We start from the raw sequence: 18,147 nt of genomic DNA, 5'->3' as shown, positions 1-18,147 counted from the left end.
TGTCAAGGCCGGGCGAGGGGTCGAGTCGAGCCGCCTCAGGTCAGGCCGCGCTCGCGCGCGAACATCGCCGCCTGGGTGCGGTTTACCGCGCCGATCTTCGTCAGGATGTTGCGCACGTGATTCGCCGCAGTGTGCTCGCTGATCACGAGCTGTGCGGCGATGTCGCGATTGCTCCTGCCCTGGGCGATGAGCGCGATGACTTCGCATTCACGCGCGGTGAGTCCGCCCGCTGCCTCGGGGGCGGATGCCGCGGTGCCCACGTCGAGCTCACGCAGCACCTTGACCATTCCGGCGGGCTCGGCAATCGCTCGGGCGCGGGCCGCGAAAGCCGACGCCTCCTCTGAGCTCGGGTCCGTGCGGCGCAGGTGCTCAGCGGTCGCGCCGAGCGTACGGGCGAAGTGGAGTGCGGCGTCACTCCGCTCGGCGAGTTCGAGGGCGCGTTCGAAGCGCACGCCCGGCGAGCCGATGCCGAGGAGCGACTCGAGCCTGCCGAGATAGAGGTCGGCGGGTCCGAACGGAGCGACGAAGAGTCCCGACATGAGGTTGAGGCCCGTGTAGTCCGACAGCCACGGGTGGAGGCGTTCGGCAGCACGGACATCCTCGAGCCAGATCGCGGCCTCGGTCATGAACGCGAGGCGCCCCGGCCAGTCGCTCGAGTTCCCAGCATCCGGCCCGACCTGCTCGAGCATCCAGTCGAGCGTCCGGCTGGCGGGCTCGCTGAGCCCCAGTTCCGTGTAGATCGCCAGCAGCCCCGGGGCCCAGTGTTCGGCCGCCGACTCAGTGCCGGAGATGAGCGGCCGCACGCGCTCGACCCGACCCGACTCACGGCGCACCATGTAGCTCTGCAGTGCCGTCGCGCTCGCGGTGGCGTCGGACCGGAACGAGCTCTCATGGCGCTGCACGTTCTGGCAGGCGGTCGCCGCATCGTCAAGGCGGCCGGCGATGAGGGCGCGGAGAAAACGCACGCAACCGACCCAGTAGTCCCAGTGGTGGCGGCTCCACCGCCGACCCAGCTCCACGCAGTCGCGCTCTGCTTGGTCCATGCCGGCACGGTCGCCGAGGAGGTAGGCGTTCCCTCCGAACTGTACCGCGGCCGCCCCGATCCACTCCGTTCCCGTCGGCCGCACCAGTGGCAGCAATTCCCTCACCCGGTCCTGTCGCTTCGCGACGCTGCTCGGTCGGAGGGTCATCGAGCTCGTCGAGCGCAGCACGGCGATCAGCACGTGCGGATCGTCGCGGGTCCGCGCGAGCTCGACTGCCCGATCGCCGATCAGCTCGGCCTCGTCGATCGCGCCGGTGAACGCCGTCGCCCGTGCGACGGACCCGAGCGCCTCGATGTACAGCGAGTCCGTCTCGTCGGGAGGGACCGAGGCCAGCGCCCTCGACAGCAGCTCGAGTGCACGATGTCCGGGCAGGCCCGGCCGCCATGACGCGTCCTCGTACCCGATCGCCGCCCGGACCCGCAGCCGCGGGTTGCCCGACTCCACAGTCACCCGCTCGTAGAGCCTCCGTGCCTGCGGAGTGTCCGCCGCCATGTGCCAGCTCGCCGCCGACCGTAGGAGCAACTCGGCGCGCTCGTCGGCGTCGGGCGTGATCTCCGACGCGCGCTCGAACAACCGGCCCGCATCCTCGTAGGCGACTCGGTCCTGTGCGAGTTGTGCGGCTCGAACGAGGTAGGTGACCGCACGGTCTCCGAACCCGAGTGCACGTGCGGCCGAGTAGTGGTGGGCCAGGCGCTGGATGAGCCGTGGCGCTGCGGGGAATTCCGCCTCGAGCACCTGCGCGATGCGCGCGTGGGTGCGTAGCACATCGGTGCCCGGCATGAGATCGATGACCGCCTGTCGTGCGATGGCGTGCGCGAACCGGTAGCGGTCGCCCGGCACACGCGGTGGCTCGATCAGGCGGGTGCGCACTGCCGCATCCATCGCCTCGAGTGTGACTTCGACGGATGTCGCGCTGATGCCGATCACCTCGCCCAGATCGACTTCTTCACCGAGCACCGCGGCGAGCCCGAGCACCGAGCGCTGGGCGAGGTCGAGCGTCGCGATGCGAGACCGCACGATGTCGCTGACAGAGTCGGGAAGTTCGATCACGCGTTGGTCGCCCTGACGCTCCGCCTCGACGACCGGACGCCACATGGCTCGGAGGAGGAACGGATTGCCGCCCGTGAGCTCGCGGAGCAGTTCGGCCGACTCGCGAGCACCGGCGCGCGAGAGGCCGGCGCGGATCGCGACGTAGTCGGTGATCTCCTCGACGGTGAAGGGATCGAGGTCGAGGCGCAGCACACCGCGCAGCCGGGAGAGCGACGCGAGCGTGTCGGCCAGTGCGTCCGACCGGTCCGGCGGCGCGTTCCGAAGGGTGCCGAGGAGCAGCACCTTGGCGTCGGCGGCGCCCTCGACCACCCGGCTGAGCAGCTGAATCGCCGCCGGCCCCGCCCAGTGCAGGTCGTCGAGAGCCAACACCAGAGGGCGCGACATTGCCGCGGCGCGCAGCACGTCGATCACCGCGGCGAACACGCGCTCCTGACCCATCGACCGGTCGGCGGCATCCTGCCCGGTTCGCTCGAGTACCCGCTCCAGCAGCTCGCCCGATTCCACGTCGGACGGGTTCACTGCCTGCGCCCGGTACGCCGGAAGCAGCACTCGGAGCGGCTCGTCGAAGGGTTCGAACGGTGTGCCGAGCTCCTGGATGCACGACCCGGCCAGCACCGCAGCGCCGCTTTCGCGGAGCCGAATGCAGACCTCGCTCACGAGCCGCGACTTTCCCGAGCCGGGCTCGCCGCTCACGAAGACCGCGCGGCCGGCACCGCCGACTGCGTCGGCCCACGCCGACTCGAGCGCTGCGACCTCTTCGTGTCGAGCGATGAACGGCGGCTGCCCGGATGTCGTCCAGCCCGCCGGGAGTGCCGGGGCGGACCATTCCCGCATCTGCTCACGATAGTGCGCTGTGGTGGCTGCGGCGATGATCCGAATTGACTACTCCCGCGTGCGGCCGAAGATGGTCGGCCCTCGTCATGTGGCGCCGTCGCTGCCTTCCTACCGTGAGGTCAGCGATGCTCCAGCCGGAGCTCGCACCGAAGGAAGGAACATCATCATGAACGCACGCGCGTTCCTCGTCCTCCCGGCCGCTGTGGCCGTGGCCGTGCTGGCCGGGTGCGGCCTGACCGACGGGGGATCCGACAACGGCAAGGGATCCGGATCCAATCACGTCCGGCTGCCTTCGAGCGAGGTGTGCCAGTCATCCGCGTGGATCCGCGATCGGCTGCCCGACGGCCTCTGCTCTGGCACCAGCGAGACGCCGGTCGACGACGACCTCTCGCCACTGCAGGGTGACCGCTGAACCGCGGGAGGGGCCGGGCGCTGGTGCGCTCGGCCCCGTCACGTCGTGGGTGCTGCTACGCCTCGGACTCCTCCTGCAGGCGCGCACCTCGATGCGGCCCTGCAGCGCCGCCAGGTGGAATCGGAGTTCATCGATATTGACTATGGCGATGAGCAGGTGCCAGTCGAGCCAACCTTCTGACTTGAGGACTCGCGCGGTGCGGGTGAACTGGGCGTTCTGCAGCAACGATGCGAGGGTTGGGCCGATCACTGCACTCATCTGCCGAGCCACCCTCCGTCGACCGGGAGCACGATGCCCGAGACGTAGTCCGATGCGCGGGATGCCAAGAAGACCGTCGCTCCAGCGAGATCCCCCGGTTCGCCCCAGCGACCTGCGGGGATTCGCTCCAGGATGCTGCGCGAGCGGTCCGGGTCGGAGCGCAATGCCGCGGTGTTGTCGGTCGCGATGTAGCCGGGCGCGATCGCGTTGACGTTCACGCCGCCGGACGCCCATTCGTTGGCGAGCGCCTTGGTCAGACCCGCGATGCCCGACTTCGCTGCCGTGTAGCCGGGCACGTTGATGCCCCCCTGGAAGCTCAGCAGGGAAGCGGTGAAGATGATCTTGCCGCGTCCGCGTTCGAGCATTCCTCGGCCGACCTGCTGTGTGAGCTGGAACTGGCTCGTGAGGTTCACCTGCAGCACGCGGTCCCATGACGAGATCGGGTGGTCCGCGGCGGGCGCGCGCTCGATGGTTCCCGCGTTGTTGACGAGGATGTCCACGCGCCGGGGGGAGAGGTCCTCCGCGAGCGAGCGAACGGCATCCGGGTCCGCGAAGTCGCACGAGACCGACTCGAACGAGCCGCCCGCCGAGGTGATCGCGCGTTCGACCTCGCTGCCCGAGGCGAGCGTCGCGCTCACCCCGACGATATGGGCGCCCGCTGAGGCGAGCGCCTCCGACATCGCGCGCCCGATGCCCCGGCTGGCGCCGGTGACGACGGCAGTCGTTCCCGTCAGATCGAACAGCGTCGTCATCGGACGGCGCCCGTGCCGGAGACATCCACCAGCACCTTCATAGCTTCCCCCGACTCGAGTGCAGCGAAAGCCTCGCCGGTCTGCGCCAGGTCGACGACGCGGCTGATCAGCGCGCTGGTGGGGATGACTCCGCCGGCGACCAATTCGACTGCCCTCTCGAAGTCTGCGCGCGTGTATACGCGCGCCCCCAGGATGCGCAGTTCCCGCCAGAACACCCGCTGCAGGTCGACGGCGCGCGGCTGCGGGTGGATGGCGACGACCACCAGCGTGCCGCGCACCTTCGGCAGCGACGTGGCGCTGGCCACCGCGGCGGCAGCGCCGGAGACCTCGAACACCACATCGGCGCCGGCATCTGCGGTCCACTCGTTGACAGCCTGAGTGAGGTCCTGCGCTGCGGGATCGAGCGTGCGAATGCCCAGGTCGGCGATCTGCGCGCGGCGGCGCTCGTCGAGTTCAACGACGACGACCTCGGCACCCTCGTGGCGGGCCACCGTGGCGATGAGCACTCCGATCGGCCCGCCGCCGAGCACCACCACCCGGTCGCCCGGGATGAGCTCAGACCGCCGGACGTCGTGCACGGCGACGGCCACCGGTTCGACGAGCGCTGCCTCATCGAGGGCGAGCGAGGTCGGCAGGCGCACCAGAGTCTCCTGAGGAACGTTCCAGCGTTCCTGCAGCGCTCCGGGGGAGTCGATCCCGATGAAGTCGAGGTTCTGGCAGATGTGCTCGTTGCCCGCGAGACAGGCCGGGCACGTGCCGTCCCAGGAGAGCGGCATGACCGTGACACGGTCCCCCTCGGTCCAGTTTTCGACGCCGTCGCCCACGGCAGTGATCACGCCGCTCATCTCGTGGCCGAACGTCAGGGGGGCTGCCACTCGCGCATCCATATGGCCGTGATAGATGTGCAGATCAGTACCGCACAGACCGGCGAAGGCCACCGAGATCTGCACCTCGCCTCGGCCGGGCGGATGTTCGGGTACGTCCGCAACAGCGACCTGCTGTGCGGAGAGGTACTGCAGTGCGCGCATGAATTCTCCATTGGTATGACGTCATATGACAATAACACTGCCGTTCGCGGCAGCGCACGAGGCACGTCATTGTACATAGGTCACATGTATGATCTAATGGCGTGCGGGTCGCTGACTGCGGCTCGTCGTCAACGTCGTCGACCAGACAAGGAACCTGAAATGGCTTCACAGCAACGCCGCTTCACTCGATTCGCCCGGACCATCGCTGTTGCGGCGTCAGCCACTGCGATCATCGCTCTTTCCGCGTGCAGCAGCGGCGGCGGCGGCGGCGGAGACGGCTCTGATCTCGGATTCACCCCCGCCGAGCAGGTCAAGGACAGCCCCATAACCGTGTGGGTGGATGCATCCCGCGAACCGGCGATTGAAGCCTTCCAGGCGAAGTATCCCGACATCGACGTGAATGTAGAGACGTACGACGGGAACGCCAGCGGCTCGGGGAGCTTCCAGACCAAGATCGCGCTCTTCGACCAGGCAGGCGAGGGGTGGCCCGATGTCGTCTTCTCCACACAGAACAACGACGCGTCGTGGGCTTCCAAGGAGACCAACGGCGTTCAGGCCTTCGCGGCCCCCGTCAACAAGGGGTGGTTCGATCAAGACTTCCTCGACGGCTTCACGCCGGGATCGCTCGACCCGCTCACGGTCGACGGAACCGTTTACGGTCTGCGCAACGATCTGGCGCAATCGGTGTTCTGGTACGACCAGGCGCTGTTCGACCAGTTCGGTTACGAGATCCCAACGACCTGGGAGGAATATGAGCAGCTGAGCGACAAGCTCGCTGCCGAGCACCCGGGCTACATCCTCGGCTCGGTGGGCGACGCGTTCCTCGGCATGCTCGTCTACTACTGGGGTGCACAGGCTCCCGTTTTCCAACTCGACGGCGACACGTTCAGTAGCGACGTCTCGGCTGAGAACTCACAGAAGATGACTGAACTGCTCGACCACATGGTCGCGAACGGCACGCTGACCAAGGACAGCGTGTTCAGCTCGGACTTCGTGCAGAAGTACCAGGGCAAGGCGCTGGGCATGCCGGGACCGGTCTGGTTCACCGGCGCCCTCTTCCAGAACCCCGACAGCCTCAACGTTCCCGCAGGTCAGATCGGCGCCGGCGCGCCTCTGCACTGGGAGGGTGAGGAGATCGCAACCGGCAACGTGGGCGGCGGCACGTGGTTCGCATCCAGCCACACGAAGAACCTCGACGCGGTCAAGACCATGATGGAGTTCGTAACGAGTTCGGACGAGTACCAGGTGGAACTGACAGGCGGCTACCCCGCCTACGCCGACGCCGCTGAGAAGTGGATCGCGAAACAGGCCAATGGCGGATACTTCGTCGGAGACTTCGAGCAGACGGTGGTGGATGCTGCGAGCCAGGTGTGGAGCGGCTGGGGCTACCCGAGCTTCAGCGCCGAGACCGCGTATTCGAAGATCGTCCTGCCCGCGCTCGCTGCCGGTGACACGATCGAGTCGGTCGCGCCCGAGTGGCAGCAGGAGATGGAGAACGAGGCGCAGGTCCAGGGTTACACCGTCGCCCAGTAACGATCGCTCATGTGGGAAAGAAGAAGCTCATCGCAATCTCTAACATGACGGCTCCCGCCGTCGGCCAGCTGGATGGCCGGCGGCGGGAGCCGCGCACCAGACGCAAGAACCCGAACCGCGCACAGGCGCGAATGGGTTACACCTTCAGCGCGGGATACGGCATCCTGCTGGTCCTGTTCGGCCTGCTCCCTACCCTGTACGCCATCTTCCTGGCATTCACCCACGAAGGCGCCTTCGTCGGCCTCGACAACTTCGTGAGGGTGTTCAACGACTACCGATTCTGGCCTGCCGTGCAGCACGTCGCGGTGTACCTGGTCATCTGGTTGACCTTCCAGACGATCTTCGTCGTCCTCCTTGCCCTGATCGTTCACGCGTTCCGCGCTCGGTGGATGTCGATGTCGACGCGGTTCGTGTACTACATCCCTGGCGCACTGGCCGGCGCGTCCAGCGTGATGCTGTGGCTGTTCCTCCTCGACCCTTCCGTCAGCCCGGTCTCCGGCATCCTGCGCGCTCTCGGCATGGACAGCTTCGTCGAAACCGTCTCGATCGAGAATCTTCCGGTCATCTTCACGATCATCGCCTTCTGGACCGGCGCCGGTGGGTGGATCGTCATCATGTACGGAGCGCTCAACAACATCAGTCAGGAAGTCATGGAGGCGGCGCGCGTCGATGGCGCCGGTGCGGTCAAGACGGCCTGGTACATCCAACTGCCACTGCTGCGCAAATGGATCTCGTACATGGGAATCATGACGCTTGCGGCGGGAACGCAGCTCTTCGTCGAGCCGCGCATCCTCTCTCAAGCCAGCAAGGGCGTTGTGCCCGGCGACTATTCACTGAACCAGCTCGCCTACCTGTACGCGTTCCGACAGAACGACTTCAACGGCTCTGCGGCGATCTCCCTCATCCTTCTCGTGGTCGCACTCGGACTGGCCGCGTTCTTCGTCTTCCGTGGAGGTCTCTTTGAGCGCGACTGACGCAGTACTGACCCGCGATCGCCGAACGGCGAGGTCGCCACGCGGCTGGCTCGGTCGCGCTCTCGCGATTGTCGTTGCGCTGGTTTTCGTGGTGTTCTTCGTGCTGCCATTGATCTGGCTTCTGCTGGCGCCTACGAAGACGCCTTTGCAGCTGCTGACCGAGAACCCGTTCATGTTCGGGGGCTTCGGCACGCTCGTCGAGAACTGGCAGAGCCTGTCGGCGTTCCAGAACGGCATCATCTGGACATGGTTGGGAAACGCCGCCTTCTACTCCGGAGCGGCGCTCGTCCTCACGCTCGTCGTCAGCATCCCGGCAGGCTACGCCCTCGCGCTGACCGACTTCCGCCTACGTCGCGCGCTCCTGGTCACGACATTGGTCGTGATGCTCATTCCCAACACCGCCCTGGTGCTGCCGATCTTCCTCGAGCTGAGCGCCGTGCGGCTGATCGGCAACCCGTTGTCGGTCATCCTGCCGTTCTCGTTCTTCCCGTTCGGGGTCTACCTCACCTATATCTACTTCTCCACCAGCGTCTCCCGAGACCTTCTGGATGCCGCCCGCATCGACGGAGCCAGTGAGTTCCGGGTCTTCTGGCGAGTCGCGATGCCCCTGGCAACCCCCGTCATCGCCCTGGTCGGCTTCTTCAACTTCGTCGGCAACTGGAACAACTACTTCCTGCCCTTCGTGATGGTGCCCGGCAGGAAGGCGCCGATTCAGGTGGGACTAGCCGAGCTGCTCTCGAACGTTCCGCTGTTCAATCCCACGTCGGCCGGTACGGTGAACATCGAGGTGCCGACGCTCGCGCTGGCGACGATCATCTCGGTGGCACCGGTGTTGATCATCTTCCTGTTCTCGCAGCGATTCCTGGTCACCGGCATGACCGCAGGCGGAACGAAAGGCTGATGCAGCGCTATGCCATGGTCTGCCGCGTGCGACCGGACAAGCGCGAGGAATATCTTGCTCTGCATCGCGATGCCTGGCAGGGCGTGGAGGCGACGATCACGCAGTGCGGCATCAGGAACTTCTCGATCTACGTGATCGAGGACGTCCTCTTCGGCTACTACGAGTACATCGGCGACGACTTCGACGCCGACCAGCGTCGGATGGCGGCTGATCCCGTGACACAGGAGTGGTGGGCGCGCACTGCGCCGTGCCAGGTGCCGTTCACGGCGGATGCGGACGTGCCGAACTGGCAGCCGCTGGAGGAGGTGTGGCACCTCGACTGATTGCCGGCGACCCGCCGGCGTCAGTCGTGGGCGCCTCGCGTAACGCCCTGGAGTGCATAGACCCGGTCGGCAGTGCCACCCATCACATCGCGCCGCTCGCCGTCGCTCAGGGATGCGACTGTCGAGGCGAGCGCATCCCAGGTGCGCTGATACCCTCCCGCGAGTTCTGCGATCGGCCAGTCGCTTCCCATCAGAAGACGGGACGGGCCGAGGATCTCGATCGCCGTGTCGACGAAGGGGTGGATATCGTCTGCCCGCCACCTATCCAGGGGACCGTCGGCGGGGTAGAGGCCCGAGAGCTTGGCGCGCACAAGAGGGGAGCGCGCCGCGGCGAGCAGCAAGCGTCGCCAGTCGTCGAACGAGTCCCGGTCCCCGCCGATGGGCGGCTTGCCCAGGTGATCGACGACGACGACGAGATCGGGATGCCGCGCCGTCAGTTCCGGCAGGTGGGCGAGCGCCTTGTGGTCGGCGGTCACGTAATCGAGCGGCATTCCCGCGTCGGCGATCGCTCGGAGCCCGTCTTCGACCGCCGGACTCAGAATCCATCGGGTGTCCTGCCGCTCGTGGAGCAGACTTCGGATGCCGACCACGGGAGCATCCTGGTCCGCCCACTTGCTCAGGCGTCTGTGCGTGCCTTCGGCATCGTCCAGAGGCGTCCACGCGATGACCCCCGCGACATCGGGCTGCGCGCGGGCCACCGAAAGCAGATGCGCCGTGTCCTCGTCGTTGTCCGCCGCCTGTACGAGAATGACGGCGTCGATTCCCCGGCTCTGCCTCGCCGGAGCGGTCTCGTCGACGTGGAAAGAGCGAAAGAGCGGGCCTGCTTCCGGGCCGAGCCACGGATAGTGGGCTGCCGCGAGATCCCAGATGTGGTGATGGGCGTCGACGATGCGGTTCATGCGTGCAGGATCCCCCGGTCACGCAGCTGCTGCCACAGCGCCGGCGGGATGTGCGCCCGGTAGCGCTCGAGTGTGGAGGAGACCTGGGCGGCGCTGCGCATGCCGACGACGGCCGACGCGATCTGCGGTCGAAGCAGGGGGAAGGCAATCGCGGCGGCGGGCAGCGTGACGCCGTGCAGATCGCACAGATCGGCGATCTGCCGTGCGCGGGCGAGCGTCTGCTCGTCGGCCTCGCGATAATCGAAGCGCCCACCGTGGGCAGGTCGGTCCGTGCTGAGCAGACCGGAGTTGTACACGGCCGCGGCGACGAGCGCGACGTGGCGCTCCTCCGCCAGTGGCAGCAGCTCGTCCGCCGCCGACTGGTCGAGAAGTGTGTATCTGCCGGCGACCATCATGACGTCGACGTCGCAGCGGCGGATGAATTCCGCCAGCATCGCCGCTTGGTTCATACCCGCTCCGACCGCGCGGATAACGCCCTGGTCGCGAAGCTCGATGAGAGCCGAGACCCCCGTCGTCGAGGCGGCCTGCCAGTGATCGTCCGGGTCGTGCAGGTACGCGATGTCGATGCGGTCAAGCCCCAGGCGGTCGAGGCTGTCCTCGACGGAGCGCAGGATGCCGTCGCGCGAGAAGTCCCACACGCGCTTCGTCAGCGCCTCGACGAGGAAGCCGCCGTCGTCCAGGCTGCTCGCTCCCGCCGGATGGGGTTCGAGCAGGCGTCCGACCTTGGTGGAGAGCACATATGCGTCGCGGTCGCGCGAGCGAAGCGCGGCGCCGAGGCGCCTTTCGGACAGGCCCAGGCCGTAGTGCGGCGCGGTGTCGAAGTACCGGATGCCGGCATCCCATGCGGTGTCGACGGCCGCGCGAGCATCGTCGTCCGAGATAACGCGATTCAGGTTGCCGAGTTGCGCGGCACCGAAGCCGATCTCTGTCAGGGAAAGGCCGCGGTCGATCTGTCGGGACTTCATGGATGCTCCTCCAGCGGCGGGGGGCCCGCTGCTTTATTCAACCGGGCGCCCCGGTCATCTGGGCAGATTGAACATGTGATGTATGCTGTTTCTAGTTTAGGGCAACGGAAAGTCAAGGGCGAAATGAAGATCACTGGTTACCGATGCATCCGCACGTTCCGTGACTGGGGGCGCCCGATCGGTGACGTGAACGGGTACATCGACAACGGGCTGACCGAAGTACCTATCGTGATTCTGGAGACGGACGCCGGCATCACCGGCATCGGTACCGGCTCGGACCAGGACATCGACCGGCTGTTCCCGGCACTCGAAGGCGAAGATCCGCGTGCGGTCGCAGCTTTGTACGACCGGATGCTGGCACGCGTCTTCAAGGCCGGGCACGCGGGCGCGACCTTCGGGGGGATCGGCGCGCTGGACATGGCGCTGTGGGACCTGAAAGCGAAGATCGCCGGCGAGCCGCTCTGGCGCGGGTTCTGGGTGGCAGAGACAGATTCGTCAGCGGGTACGCCTCGGGGCTCGACATCGCCCTGGACGACGAAGAACTCGCCGCCTTCTACAAGACCATGGCCGAGTTGGGGTTCACGAGCGCCAAACTCAAAGGTGGCCGCGATCTCGATTCCGACCGGCGCCGGCTGCAGATCATCGGAGATGAACTCCGCTCGAACACCCGTCACCCCGCTCTCATGCTCGACGCGAACGAGTCCTGGAACCTCAAGCAGGCGGTGCGATATGTGACGGCGCTCGAGAGGGACACCGATCTGACCTGGGTCGAGGAGCCGCTGCGAAGGTGGGATGCTCCGGGTCACGCAAGATTGTCCAATGCGGTGAGAGCCGCGGTCGCCACGGGCGAAAACTTGACAGGACTCGAGCAGTTCCGCCCGTTGCTGGATGCCGGCGGCGTCGACATCGTGCAGGTTGGCTGCGTCTGGGGTGTCACCCACTTCCTTCGGGTTGCGCACCTCGCTCATGCTCATGACCTTCCGATCAGTCCCGTCGGGCTGACCTCCAATCAGGCGGTCGCGCATGCCGCTACCGCAGTCCCGAACCACATGGTGACCGAGGTGCAGGATCTGGGCGCGCCGTTCGGCGTGACGATCGACCAGGAAATCGTGGACGGGGGCATCGTGCTGGGCGATGCGCCGGGTCACGGGGTGAGTGTCGACGAAGAGGCGATCCTGGCGAGCCAGCGGTCTGCGAGCTGGCTCGTGCCCGCGGGGCCTCACGTGCGTCCGCATCGGGCGGGACTGCGACTCATCGCAGAAGACGACCGTGCGGAACGCGCGCTGTGAGGCCGGATGCGGCGGCGCACGCGTGGGTGGGCTGAGCGCACGACGGCCGGAGACGCCGCGGCCGCAGAGTCCGCGATGAAGGCTCACATCATCGACTCCTGGCCGCACCGTCGGCTGCCGACCAAGCGCGACAGCTCGTCACCCGGCGGCCTCCTGAGCCGGACTCTTCGGCTACATCCCTGCCGTTATCTTCGGTGATCCCTTGTGACCCTGGGAGCCCGGGCACGCGGTCCCGTCACGCCCCAGAGCGGCTCCTCAGCCATGTTGGCCTTCAGGTCCCACAACGCCACGTAGGCCTGCTGCGCCAGCGCTGACTTCCGCCCGGCGCCCCTTGCGCATACGTCACACGTATGATTTCGTAGACGCGGGGCAAAGCAGCCCTGCTCAACATCACGGAAGCGAAGAGCCATGACATTGATGTCACATACGCGGGAAGTCTCTGTCCGAAGGAAGGGCTGGTGGCCAGCGGCTGCCGGATCTGCCGCCGCGGCAGCCCTGCTCCTGAGCGGTCTGGGCACATCGGTCGCCCAGGCGGCACCACCGGAGAAGGACAGTGTCTACTACGCGTCACCCGACGGTCGCGACGAAGGGCAGTGCCAGGAGCAGCACCCGTGCTCGCTGGAGCATGTGCAGGGCGTCGTGCGACACGAGGCCGCCAAGGGGAAGGGCGATGTCACCGTCGTACTCGCCGACGGCACCTACCGCATCGACAGCCCGCTCGAGTTCCGTGCGGAGGACAGCGGCCGGGACGGGCACACCGTGCGCTGGACGGCTGCTGAGGGCGCGCACCCCGAGATCTCGGGCTCGACCCAGCTCTCGGGCTGGGAGAAGCATGACGAGGCCGCGAACATCTACGTGGCGGACACGCCGGCCGGTTTCGAGACCCGGCAGCTCTACGTCGACGGCGTCGCCGCGCCGCGGGCCGCTACCAAGCTGGCGCTTACCGACCTGACGCTCACCGCCACGGGGATGACAATCAACAATCCGGCGCTCGCCTACCTGGCGGACCTGCCGGACCAGGACCGGATCGAGTTCGAGTCGCTCGGCGACTTCACCGACCGCTACTCCCCGGTGCAGAGCATCGTGGGCAGCACGATCACGATGGCCCAGCCCGCGTGGGACAACAACACGTGGGGCTGGGACACGGTGCAGAACTCGCTGCTCGCCGAGTCGACGTGGTTCCTGGCGAACTCACTCAGCTTCCTGGACCAGGCGGGGGAGTGGTACGTCGACCCCGACGCGGGGAAGCTGTACTACAAGCCCGCGGACGGCGTGAACCCACAGGACCTCGACATCGAGCTCCCGCGGGTGGAGACCCTCATCAGCGTCGGCGGCACCTATGACGCCCCCGTCTCCCACCTGGAGTTCAGCGGTCTCACCTTCACCGGGACCTCCTGGCTCGGCCCCTCCTCGGCCGAGGGGTACGTCAGCCAGCAGAACGGGGGCTACCTGAAGGGCGTGTACGACTACCGCCCCGCCGACGCCTTGGCCAACTGCAGCCGCGGCTGCGAGCCGTACGAGCGGACGCGCAACACCTGGTTCCAGATGCCTTCCGCCGTGCAGGTGTCCGCCGCCGACCACATCACCTTCGCGCGGAACACCTTCCGCAACCTCGGGTCCTCTGGCCTCGGCATCGGCAACGACGACAACGCGGTGCTCACCGGGATCGGGCTCGGCGCCAGCAACATCGCCGTGACCGGCAACGTGTTCACCCAGGTCGGTGGCCACGCCCTGTTCGTGGGCGGGATCCGGGCGGACGCGCACCACCCCAGCGACCCCCGGATGACGAACCAGGACATCCTCATCGACAACAACACCATCAGCCACGTCGCCATGGAGTACCAGGACACCTCCGGCATCCTGAGCACCTACGTGACCAGGGCGCAGATCGTCCACAACGAGGTGAGGGACCTCGCCTACGCAATCGACACCGGTTACGGCTGGGGGATCAACGACCCGGGCGGCTCCCAGGAGTACCTCAACCGCGGGTACTACAAGTACAACCCGATCTACCAGACGCCGACGACACTGAAGGACAACCTGATCGCGGGCAACCTCGTGCACGACATCAAGCGCGACTTCGCCGACTCCGGCAACATCTACAACCTCTCGGCCAGCCCGGGGACTGTCATCGAGGAGAACTACCTGTACAAGGTCTCCGGCGTCGGCATCTATCTGGACGAGGGCAGCCGCTACATCCTCTCCCGGCACAACGTCCTGAGCGGCGCGAACCCGTGGGTGTTCACCAACGCGTACAGCGCCGGCAACGGCACGAACGACAACACGCTGCAGGAGAACTGGTACAACTCCGGCGGTGCCCAGATGCCGAACGCCGAGGCGCGCAACAACCGGCTGATCGACAACGTCCGGGTCAGCGGGAGCAACTGGCCCAGCGCTGCGTGGGAGGTCATCTGCGCGGCGGGCGTCGCCCCCGAGTACCGCACGGAGCTCAACGCCAACCTCGGCGGTATCGACCCGCGGTGCGAGACTGTCGCCGCGGCCGAGACCCGGTAACGCAGCTACCGGCACCGCCGGCGAGGCGCCCCCGCGACATCCCTGGCGCGGGGCGCCTCGCTGCCGGCCCACGATCGGCGCCGTCGCCCGTCTCACCTACCCCTCAAGATTAGGACCTCGTTGCCTTGACAGACATTGACAACCGCGTGCTCTTCGGCGCCGCGTACTACCACGAGTACCAACCCTCCCCCCGGCTCGACGAGGACCTCGACCTCATGCAGGAAGCTGGGTTCACCGTGATCCGGGTGGGCGAGTCCACGTGGGCCACCTGGGAGCCAGAGGACGGAGTGTTCGACCTTGACTGGCTGCAGCCAGTCCTGGACGGCGCGCATTCGCGAGGGATCGCCGTCGTGCTGGGTACGCCCACCTACGCCGTACCCCCGTGGTTGACGCGCAAGTATCCCGAGATCGCCGGAGAGCGACGCACCGGAGAGCGCATCGGTTGGGGGGCCCGTCAAGAAATGGACCTGACGCACGCCGCCTACCGCTTCCACGCCGAGCGCGTGATCCGTGCCGTCGTCGGGCGCTACCACGACCATCCCGCAGTGGTCGGATTCCAGGTGGACAACGAACCCGGTCTCGAGCTGCTGCACAACGAGGGTGTGTTCCAGGCTTTCGTCGACGACCTGCGCCGCACCTATGGCGACGTGGAGACCCTGAACCGGGAGTGGGGACTCGTCTACTGGTCGCATCGGCTCACTACCTGGGCGGATCTCTGGCGACCGGACAACAACGCCCAACCACAGTACGACCTCGCCTGGCGGAAGTTCCAGGCCCGGATGGTCACCGAGTTCATCGGCTGGCAGGCCGAGATCGTCCGGGAGATCGCTGGCGCCGAGAAGTTCGTGACCACCTGCATCGCTTACGACAGGCCAGGAGTGCAGGACCCGGAGCTGACGGCAGCGCTGGATGTGACCGCGGGCAATCCCTACTACGCGATGCAGGACGGTCTCGCTCTCCCAGCCACAGAACACCTCACGCCGGGCTGGACTACGAGCGGGACCTGGGCGATATTCCACAGCGCAGACCGGATGTACTCATCGAAGCAGGCGCGGTTCCTCGTCACCGAGACGAATGCCGGGGCCATCGGCGGCCCGGCCATGAACGCGCCCGCGTTCGATGGCCAGTGGCGACAGGCCGCCTGGGCAATGATCGCCCGGGGCGCACGAATGATCGAGTACTGGCACTGGCACACATTGCACTTCGGTACCGAGACGTTCTGGATCGGAATTCTCCCTCACGACCAGCGGCCCGGGCGGGTCTACGAGCAGCTGGCCGCGCTGGGTGCAGAGATCAAGTCTGCAGAGGACCACCTGAGCGGACTCGTCCCGGACGCCACCGTGGGGCTGCTGTGGTCCAACGAGTCGATGTGGGGCCTCGAAGGTCAGCCGGCGCTCGCCCACGACGACGGCTCCGCGGACCCAGACAGCTACCAGCGGATATTGCACGCCTTCTACCGGGGAGCGTTCGACGCCGGTGCGCCGGTGCGAATCGTCCACGACGTCCAGCTGGTCGAACAGGGCGAAGGCACGCGGCTCCGCGAACCGGCCGAGGTCGCCGCCGAGCTGCCGGTCCTGCTGGCGCCGGCGCTCTACGTTGCCAGCGACGCGCTGCTCGACTGGTTGCGCGACTACGCTGAGGCGGGCGGACACCTGGTGCTCGGACCGCGCACTGGATATGCGGACACCGAAGCCCGAGCGCGCGCGGAGGTCAAGCCGGCGCGGCTCGCCGCCACCGCCGGCGTCAGTTACCAGGAGTTCAGCAATCTGGCGACACCGGTGCGCGTGACGGGCTCCGACGGCGCACTGGAGCTGCCCGACGCCGCCGCCGGCGCAGCATGGGTCGACTACTTGCAGGTCACGGACAGCTCGGTCCAGATCCTCGCCCGATATCAGCACCCCGCGTTCGGCCTGTACCCGGCGATCACCACCGCTGAGGCGGGGCTGGGGCGCGTCACCGTCGTCGGTACCGTGCCCAACGCCGAACTGTCGGCTGCGTTGGTGTCCTGGGCGGTGCCAGCTGACAGGGACGCCTGGAGCTCTCTGACGACCGGTTCGGTCACGACGACCTCAGCGACGACGGCCGCAGGTCGTCGGCTGCGAGTCCTGCACAACTGGTCATGGGAGGCTTGCTCGATGCGGTTGCCGACCGGCGTCACGGATCTCCTCTCCTCCGAGCCTCTGGAGGCCGATGCGCTGGTCGAGTTGGGGCCGTGGGACGTCCGCGTGCTTCTGGAGTAGAAGCGAGGGCGCAGGGGCATCACGCACTTCCTGCGGGTGGCGACGCTGGCGCACGGTCACGACCTGCCCGTGAGTCCGGTGGCCTACGCTGCCCGAACGTGGCGGCGAAGCTGTCCGGTCTCGCGTCGGGTCTGAACCCGAGCATGTGGCTGCCCGGCGATTTCCGGCCCGTGGTCGAGACGGCGCTCGACGCCTTCGGCCCCGGCCGGCTGCTCTACGGGTCGGACTGGCCTCTCGCCGAGCTGGGCGGCGGGGCCGGGCGCTGGAAGCTCGCCCTCGAGGACCTCCTGCGCGGCGCATCCGACGACGACCGCCGCCGCATCTTCGGCGACACGGCGGCCGAGGTCTACTCGCTCGGTTGAGCCGCCCCCGACCCACCTCGCCCGCGCGGGGCATGGTCGGGAAGCCGACGCCGTTCCCAAGAGATGTGGATGTGGTCGTGCATCGCCTTCTCGGCGCCGGCGACGTCGCCTCGCGTGATTGCGTCGACGATGTCGGCGTGCTCCTGCAACGTGCGGGAGACCGCATCCGGGGGGTTGATGCCCTGGTAGCGGCTGGACTCGACCGCGCGCTTGTAGAGGTGCTTGGCGATGTTCTCGGCGAGCCGGTTCATCGAGATCTCCATCAGCGCGAAGTGGAACATCACATCGGCCTGCCGGAAGGAATCGGTCTCCGACTCGCTCTGCCGCATGGCGGTGAGCGCGTTCTCCAGACGCCGCAGCTCCTCGGGGGAGCGCCGCGCGGCCACGGAGCCGGCCATCGCGGATTCCAGGCTGGCCCGCACCACCGTCAGCTGGTCGAGCACGCCGAGGCTCTGGTCGTTGTCGATGAGGGCCGAGAGCACTACCGGGTCGAGCATGTTCCAGTATCCGGGAGCGAGCACCTGGGTGCCTCGCCCTTGCGAGACGATCACGAGGCCCTTCTCTTCCAGGCGTTTCACCGACTCCCGCAGCACGGTGCGGCTCACCCCGAATCGCTCGCTGAGCGGACCCTCCGGCGGGAGGAGGGCGCCTTCTTCGAGTTGCCCGGTGACGATGAGTTCCACCAATTCGGCGACCACGGCGACCCCGAGGCGCTCCGCCGGGAGTCGCGGAGGAATCAGCTGCGACGCGGGCGAAGGTTGAAGCACCAT

General features: G+C 67.3%; 15 protein-coding genes and 1 pseudogene. 10 read left to right on the top strand and 6 right to left on the bottom strand.

The window, feature by feature from the left end; genetic code table 11:
- Positions 1-35: 35 nt before the first annotated feature.
- Positions 36-2,927, bottom strand: a complete 2,892-nt coding sequence (locus QFZ26_RS05290) for an ATP-binding protein (RefSeq protein WP_307039934.1) — start codon at positions 2,925-2,927, stop codon at positions 36-38.
- A 166-nt stretch (positions 2,928-3,093) separates the two neighbouring features.
- On the opposite strand from QFZ26_RS05290, the gene QFZ26_RS05285 reads away from it, so the two are divergent.
- Positions 3,094-3,339, top strand: a complete 246-nt coding sequence (locus tag QFZ26_RS05285; protein WP_307039932.1) for a hypothetical protein — start codon at positions 3,094-3,096, stop codon at positions 3,337-3,339.
- Positions 3,340-3,593: 254 nt separating this feature from the next.
- On the opposite strand, the gene QFZ26_RS05280 is transcribed toward QFZ26_RS05285, so the two are convergent.
- Together QFZ26_RS05280 and QFZ26_RS05275 are read right to left on the bottom strand one after the other, a co-directional pair.
- Complete coding sequence (locus tag QFZ26_RS05280; protein ID WP_307039930.1) at positions 3,594-4,349, bottom strand: SDR family oxidoreductase; 756 nt, start codon at positions 4,347-4,349, stop codon at positions 3,594-3,596.
- The gene (locus tag QFZ26_RS05275) at positions 4,346-5,377 is read right to left on the bottom strand and encodes a zinc-dependent alcohol dehydrogenase (protein WP_307039928.1); all 1,032 of its coding nucleotides are present in this window, start codon (positions 5,375-5,377) and stop codon (positions 4,346-4,348) included. The genes QFZ26_RS05280 and QFZ26_RS05275 overlap by 4 nt, the downstream gene beginning before the upstream one ends.
- Before the next feature lie 159 nt (positions 5,378-5,536).
- Between QFZ26_RS05275 and QFZ26_RS05270 the strand changes: the two genes are divergently transcribed.
- Genes QFZ26_RS05270 through QFZ26_RS05255 form a run of 4 tightly spaced genes read left to right on the top strand, consistent with a single transcriptional unit; the run spans position 5,537 to position 9,108 of the window.
- Positions 5,537-6,910, top strand: a complete 1,374-nt coding sequence (locus QFZ26_RS05270; RefSeq protein ID WP_307039926.1) for an ABC transporter substrate-binding protein — start codon at positions 5,537-5,539, stop codon at positions 6,908-6,910.
- 11 nt (positions 6,911-6,921) lie between these two features.
- Positions 6,922-7,884 (top strand): carbohydrate ABC transporter permease, encoded by a 963-nt coding sequence (locus tag QFZ26_RS05265; RefSeq protein WP_307039925.1) that lies wholly within the window; start codon positions 6,922-6,924, stop codon positions 7,882-7,884.
- Positions 7,859-8,785, top strand: coding sequence for a carbohydrate ABC transporter permease (locus tag QFZ26_RS05260; protein WP_307039923.1), 927 nt, complete (start codon positions 7,859-7,861; stop codon positions 8,783-8,785). Before QFZ26_RS05265 ends, QFZ26_RS05260 begins: the two co-directional genes overlap by 26 nt.
- Positions 8,785-9,108, top strand: a complete 324-nt coding sequence (locus QFZ26_RS05255) for an L-rhamnose mutarotase (RefSeq protein WP_307039921.1) — start codon at positions 8,785-8,787, stop codon at positions 9,106-9,108. Before QFZ26_RS05260 ends, QFZ26_RS05255 begins: the two co-directional genes overlap by 1 nt.
- Positions 9,109-9,128: 20 nt before the next feature.
- Here the strand turns inward: QFZ26_RS05255 and QFZ26_RS05250 are convergent, their stop codons facing one another.
- Both QFZ26_RS05250 and QFZ26_RS05245 read right to left on the bottom strand, forming a co-directional pair.
- Positions 9,129-10,007, bottom strand: coding sequence for an amidohydrolase family protein (locus QFZ26_RS05250; RefSeq protein ID WP_307039919.1), 879 nt, complete (start codon positions 10,005-10,007; stop codon positions 9,129-9,131).
- Entirely contained in the window at positions 10,004-10,972 is a 969-nt protein-coding gene (locus tag QFZ26_RS05245) for an aldo/keto reductase (RefSeq protein WP_307039917.1), read from the bottom strand. The genes QFZ26_RS05250 and QFZ26_RS05245 overlap by 4 nt, the downstream gene beginning before the upstream one ends.
- A 78-nt stretch (positions 10,973-11,050) precedes the next feature.
- Here QFZ26_RS05245 and QFZ26_RS05240 point away from each other — a divergent pair.
- The 5 genes and pseudogenes from QFZ26_RS05240 to QFZ26_RS05220 all read left to right on the top strand — a co-directional run.
- Positions 11,051-11,377: pseudogene (locus QFZ26_RS05240) on the top strand (hypothetical protein); the annotation flags it as partial.
- A 20-nt stretch (positions 11,378-11,397) separates the two neighbouring features.
- A complete protein-coding gene (locus QFZ26_RS05235) occupies positions 11,398-12,261 on the top strand; it encodes a mandelate racemase/muconate lactonizing enzyme family protein (protein ID WP_307039915.1) in 864 nt (287 codons plus the stop codon).
- Positions 12,262-12,900: 639 nt separating this feature from the next.
- Positions 12,901-14,775 (top strand): right-handed parallel beta-helix repeat-containing protein, encoded by a 1,875-nt coding sequence (locus QFZ26_RS05230; RefSeq protein WP_307039914.1) that lies wholly within the window; start codon positions 12,901-12,903, stop codon positions 14,773-14,775.
- Between the two features lie 125 nt (positions 14,776-14,900).
- Positions 14,901-17,015, top strand: coding sequence for a beta-galactosidase (locus QFZ26_RS05225; RefSeq protein WP_307039912.1), 2,115 nt, complete (start codon positions 14,901-14,903; stop codon positions 17,013-17,015).
- A 98-nt stretch (positions 17,016-17,113) separates the two neighbouring features.
- Positions 17,114-17,377, top strand: a complete 264-nt coding sequence (locus QFZ26_RS05220) for an amidohydrolase family protein (RefSeq protein WP_307039910.1) — start codon at positions 17,114-17,116, stop codon at positions 17,375-17,377.
- Here QFZ26_RS05220 and QFZ26_RS05215 read toward each other — a convergent pair.
- Positions 17,362-18,147 (bottom strand): FadR/GntR family transcriptional regulator, encoded by a 786-nt coding sequence (locus tag QFZ26_RS05215; protein WP_307039908.1) that lies wholly within the window; start codon positions 18,145-18,147, stop codon positions 17,362-17,364. The two genes, QFZ26_RS05220 and QFZ26_RS05215, sit on opposite strands and share 16 nt — an antisense overlap.

This window comes from Agromyces ramosus (genome assembly GCF_030817175.1).
Lineage (GTDB): Bacteria > Actinomycetota > Actinomycetes > Actinomycetales > Microbacteriaceae > Agromyces > Agromyces ramosus_A.
Note: the sequence above shows the minus strand (reverse complement) of the source record. Positions and strands in the feature narration are given on the sequence as shown.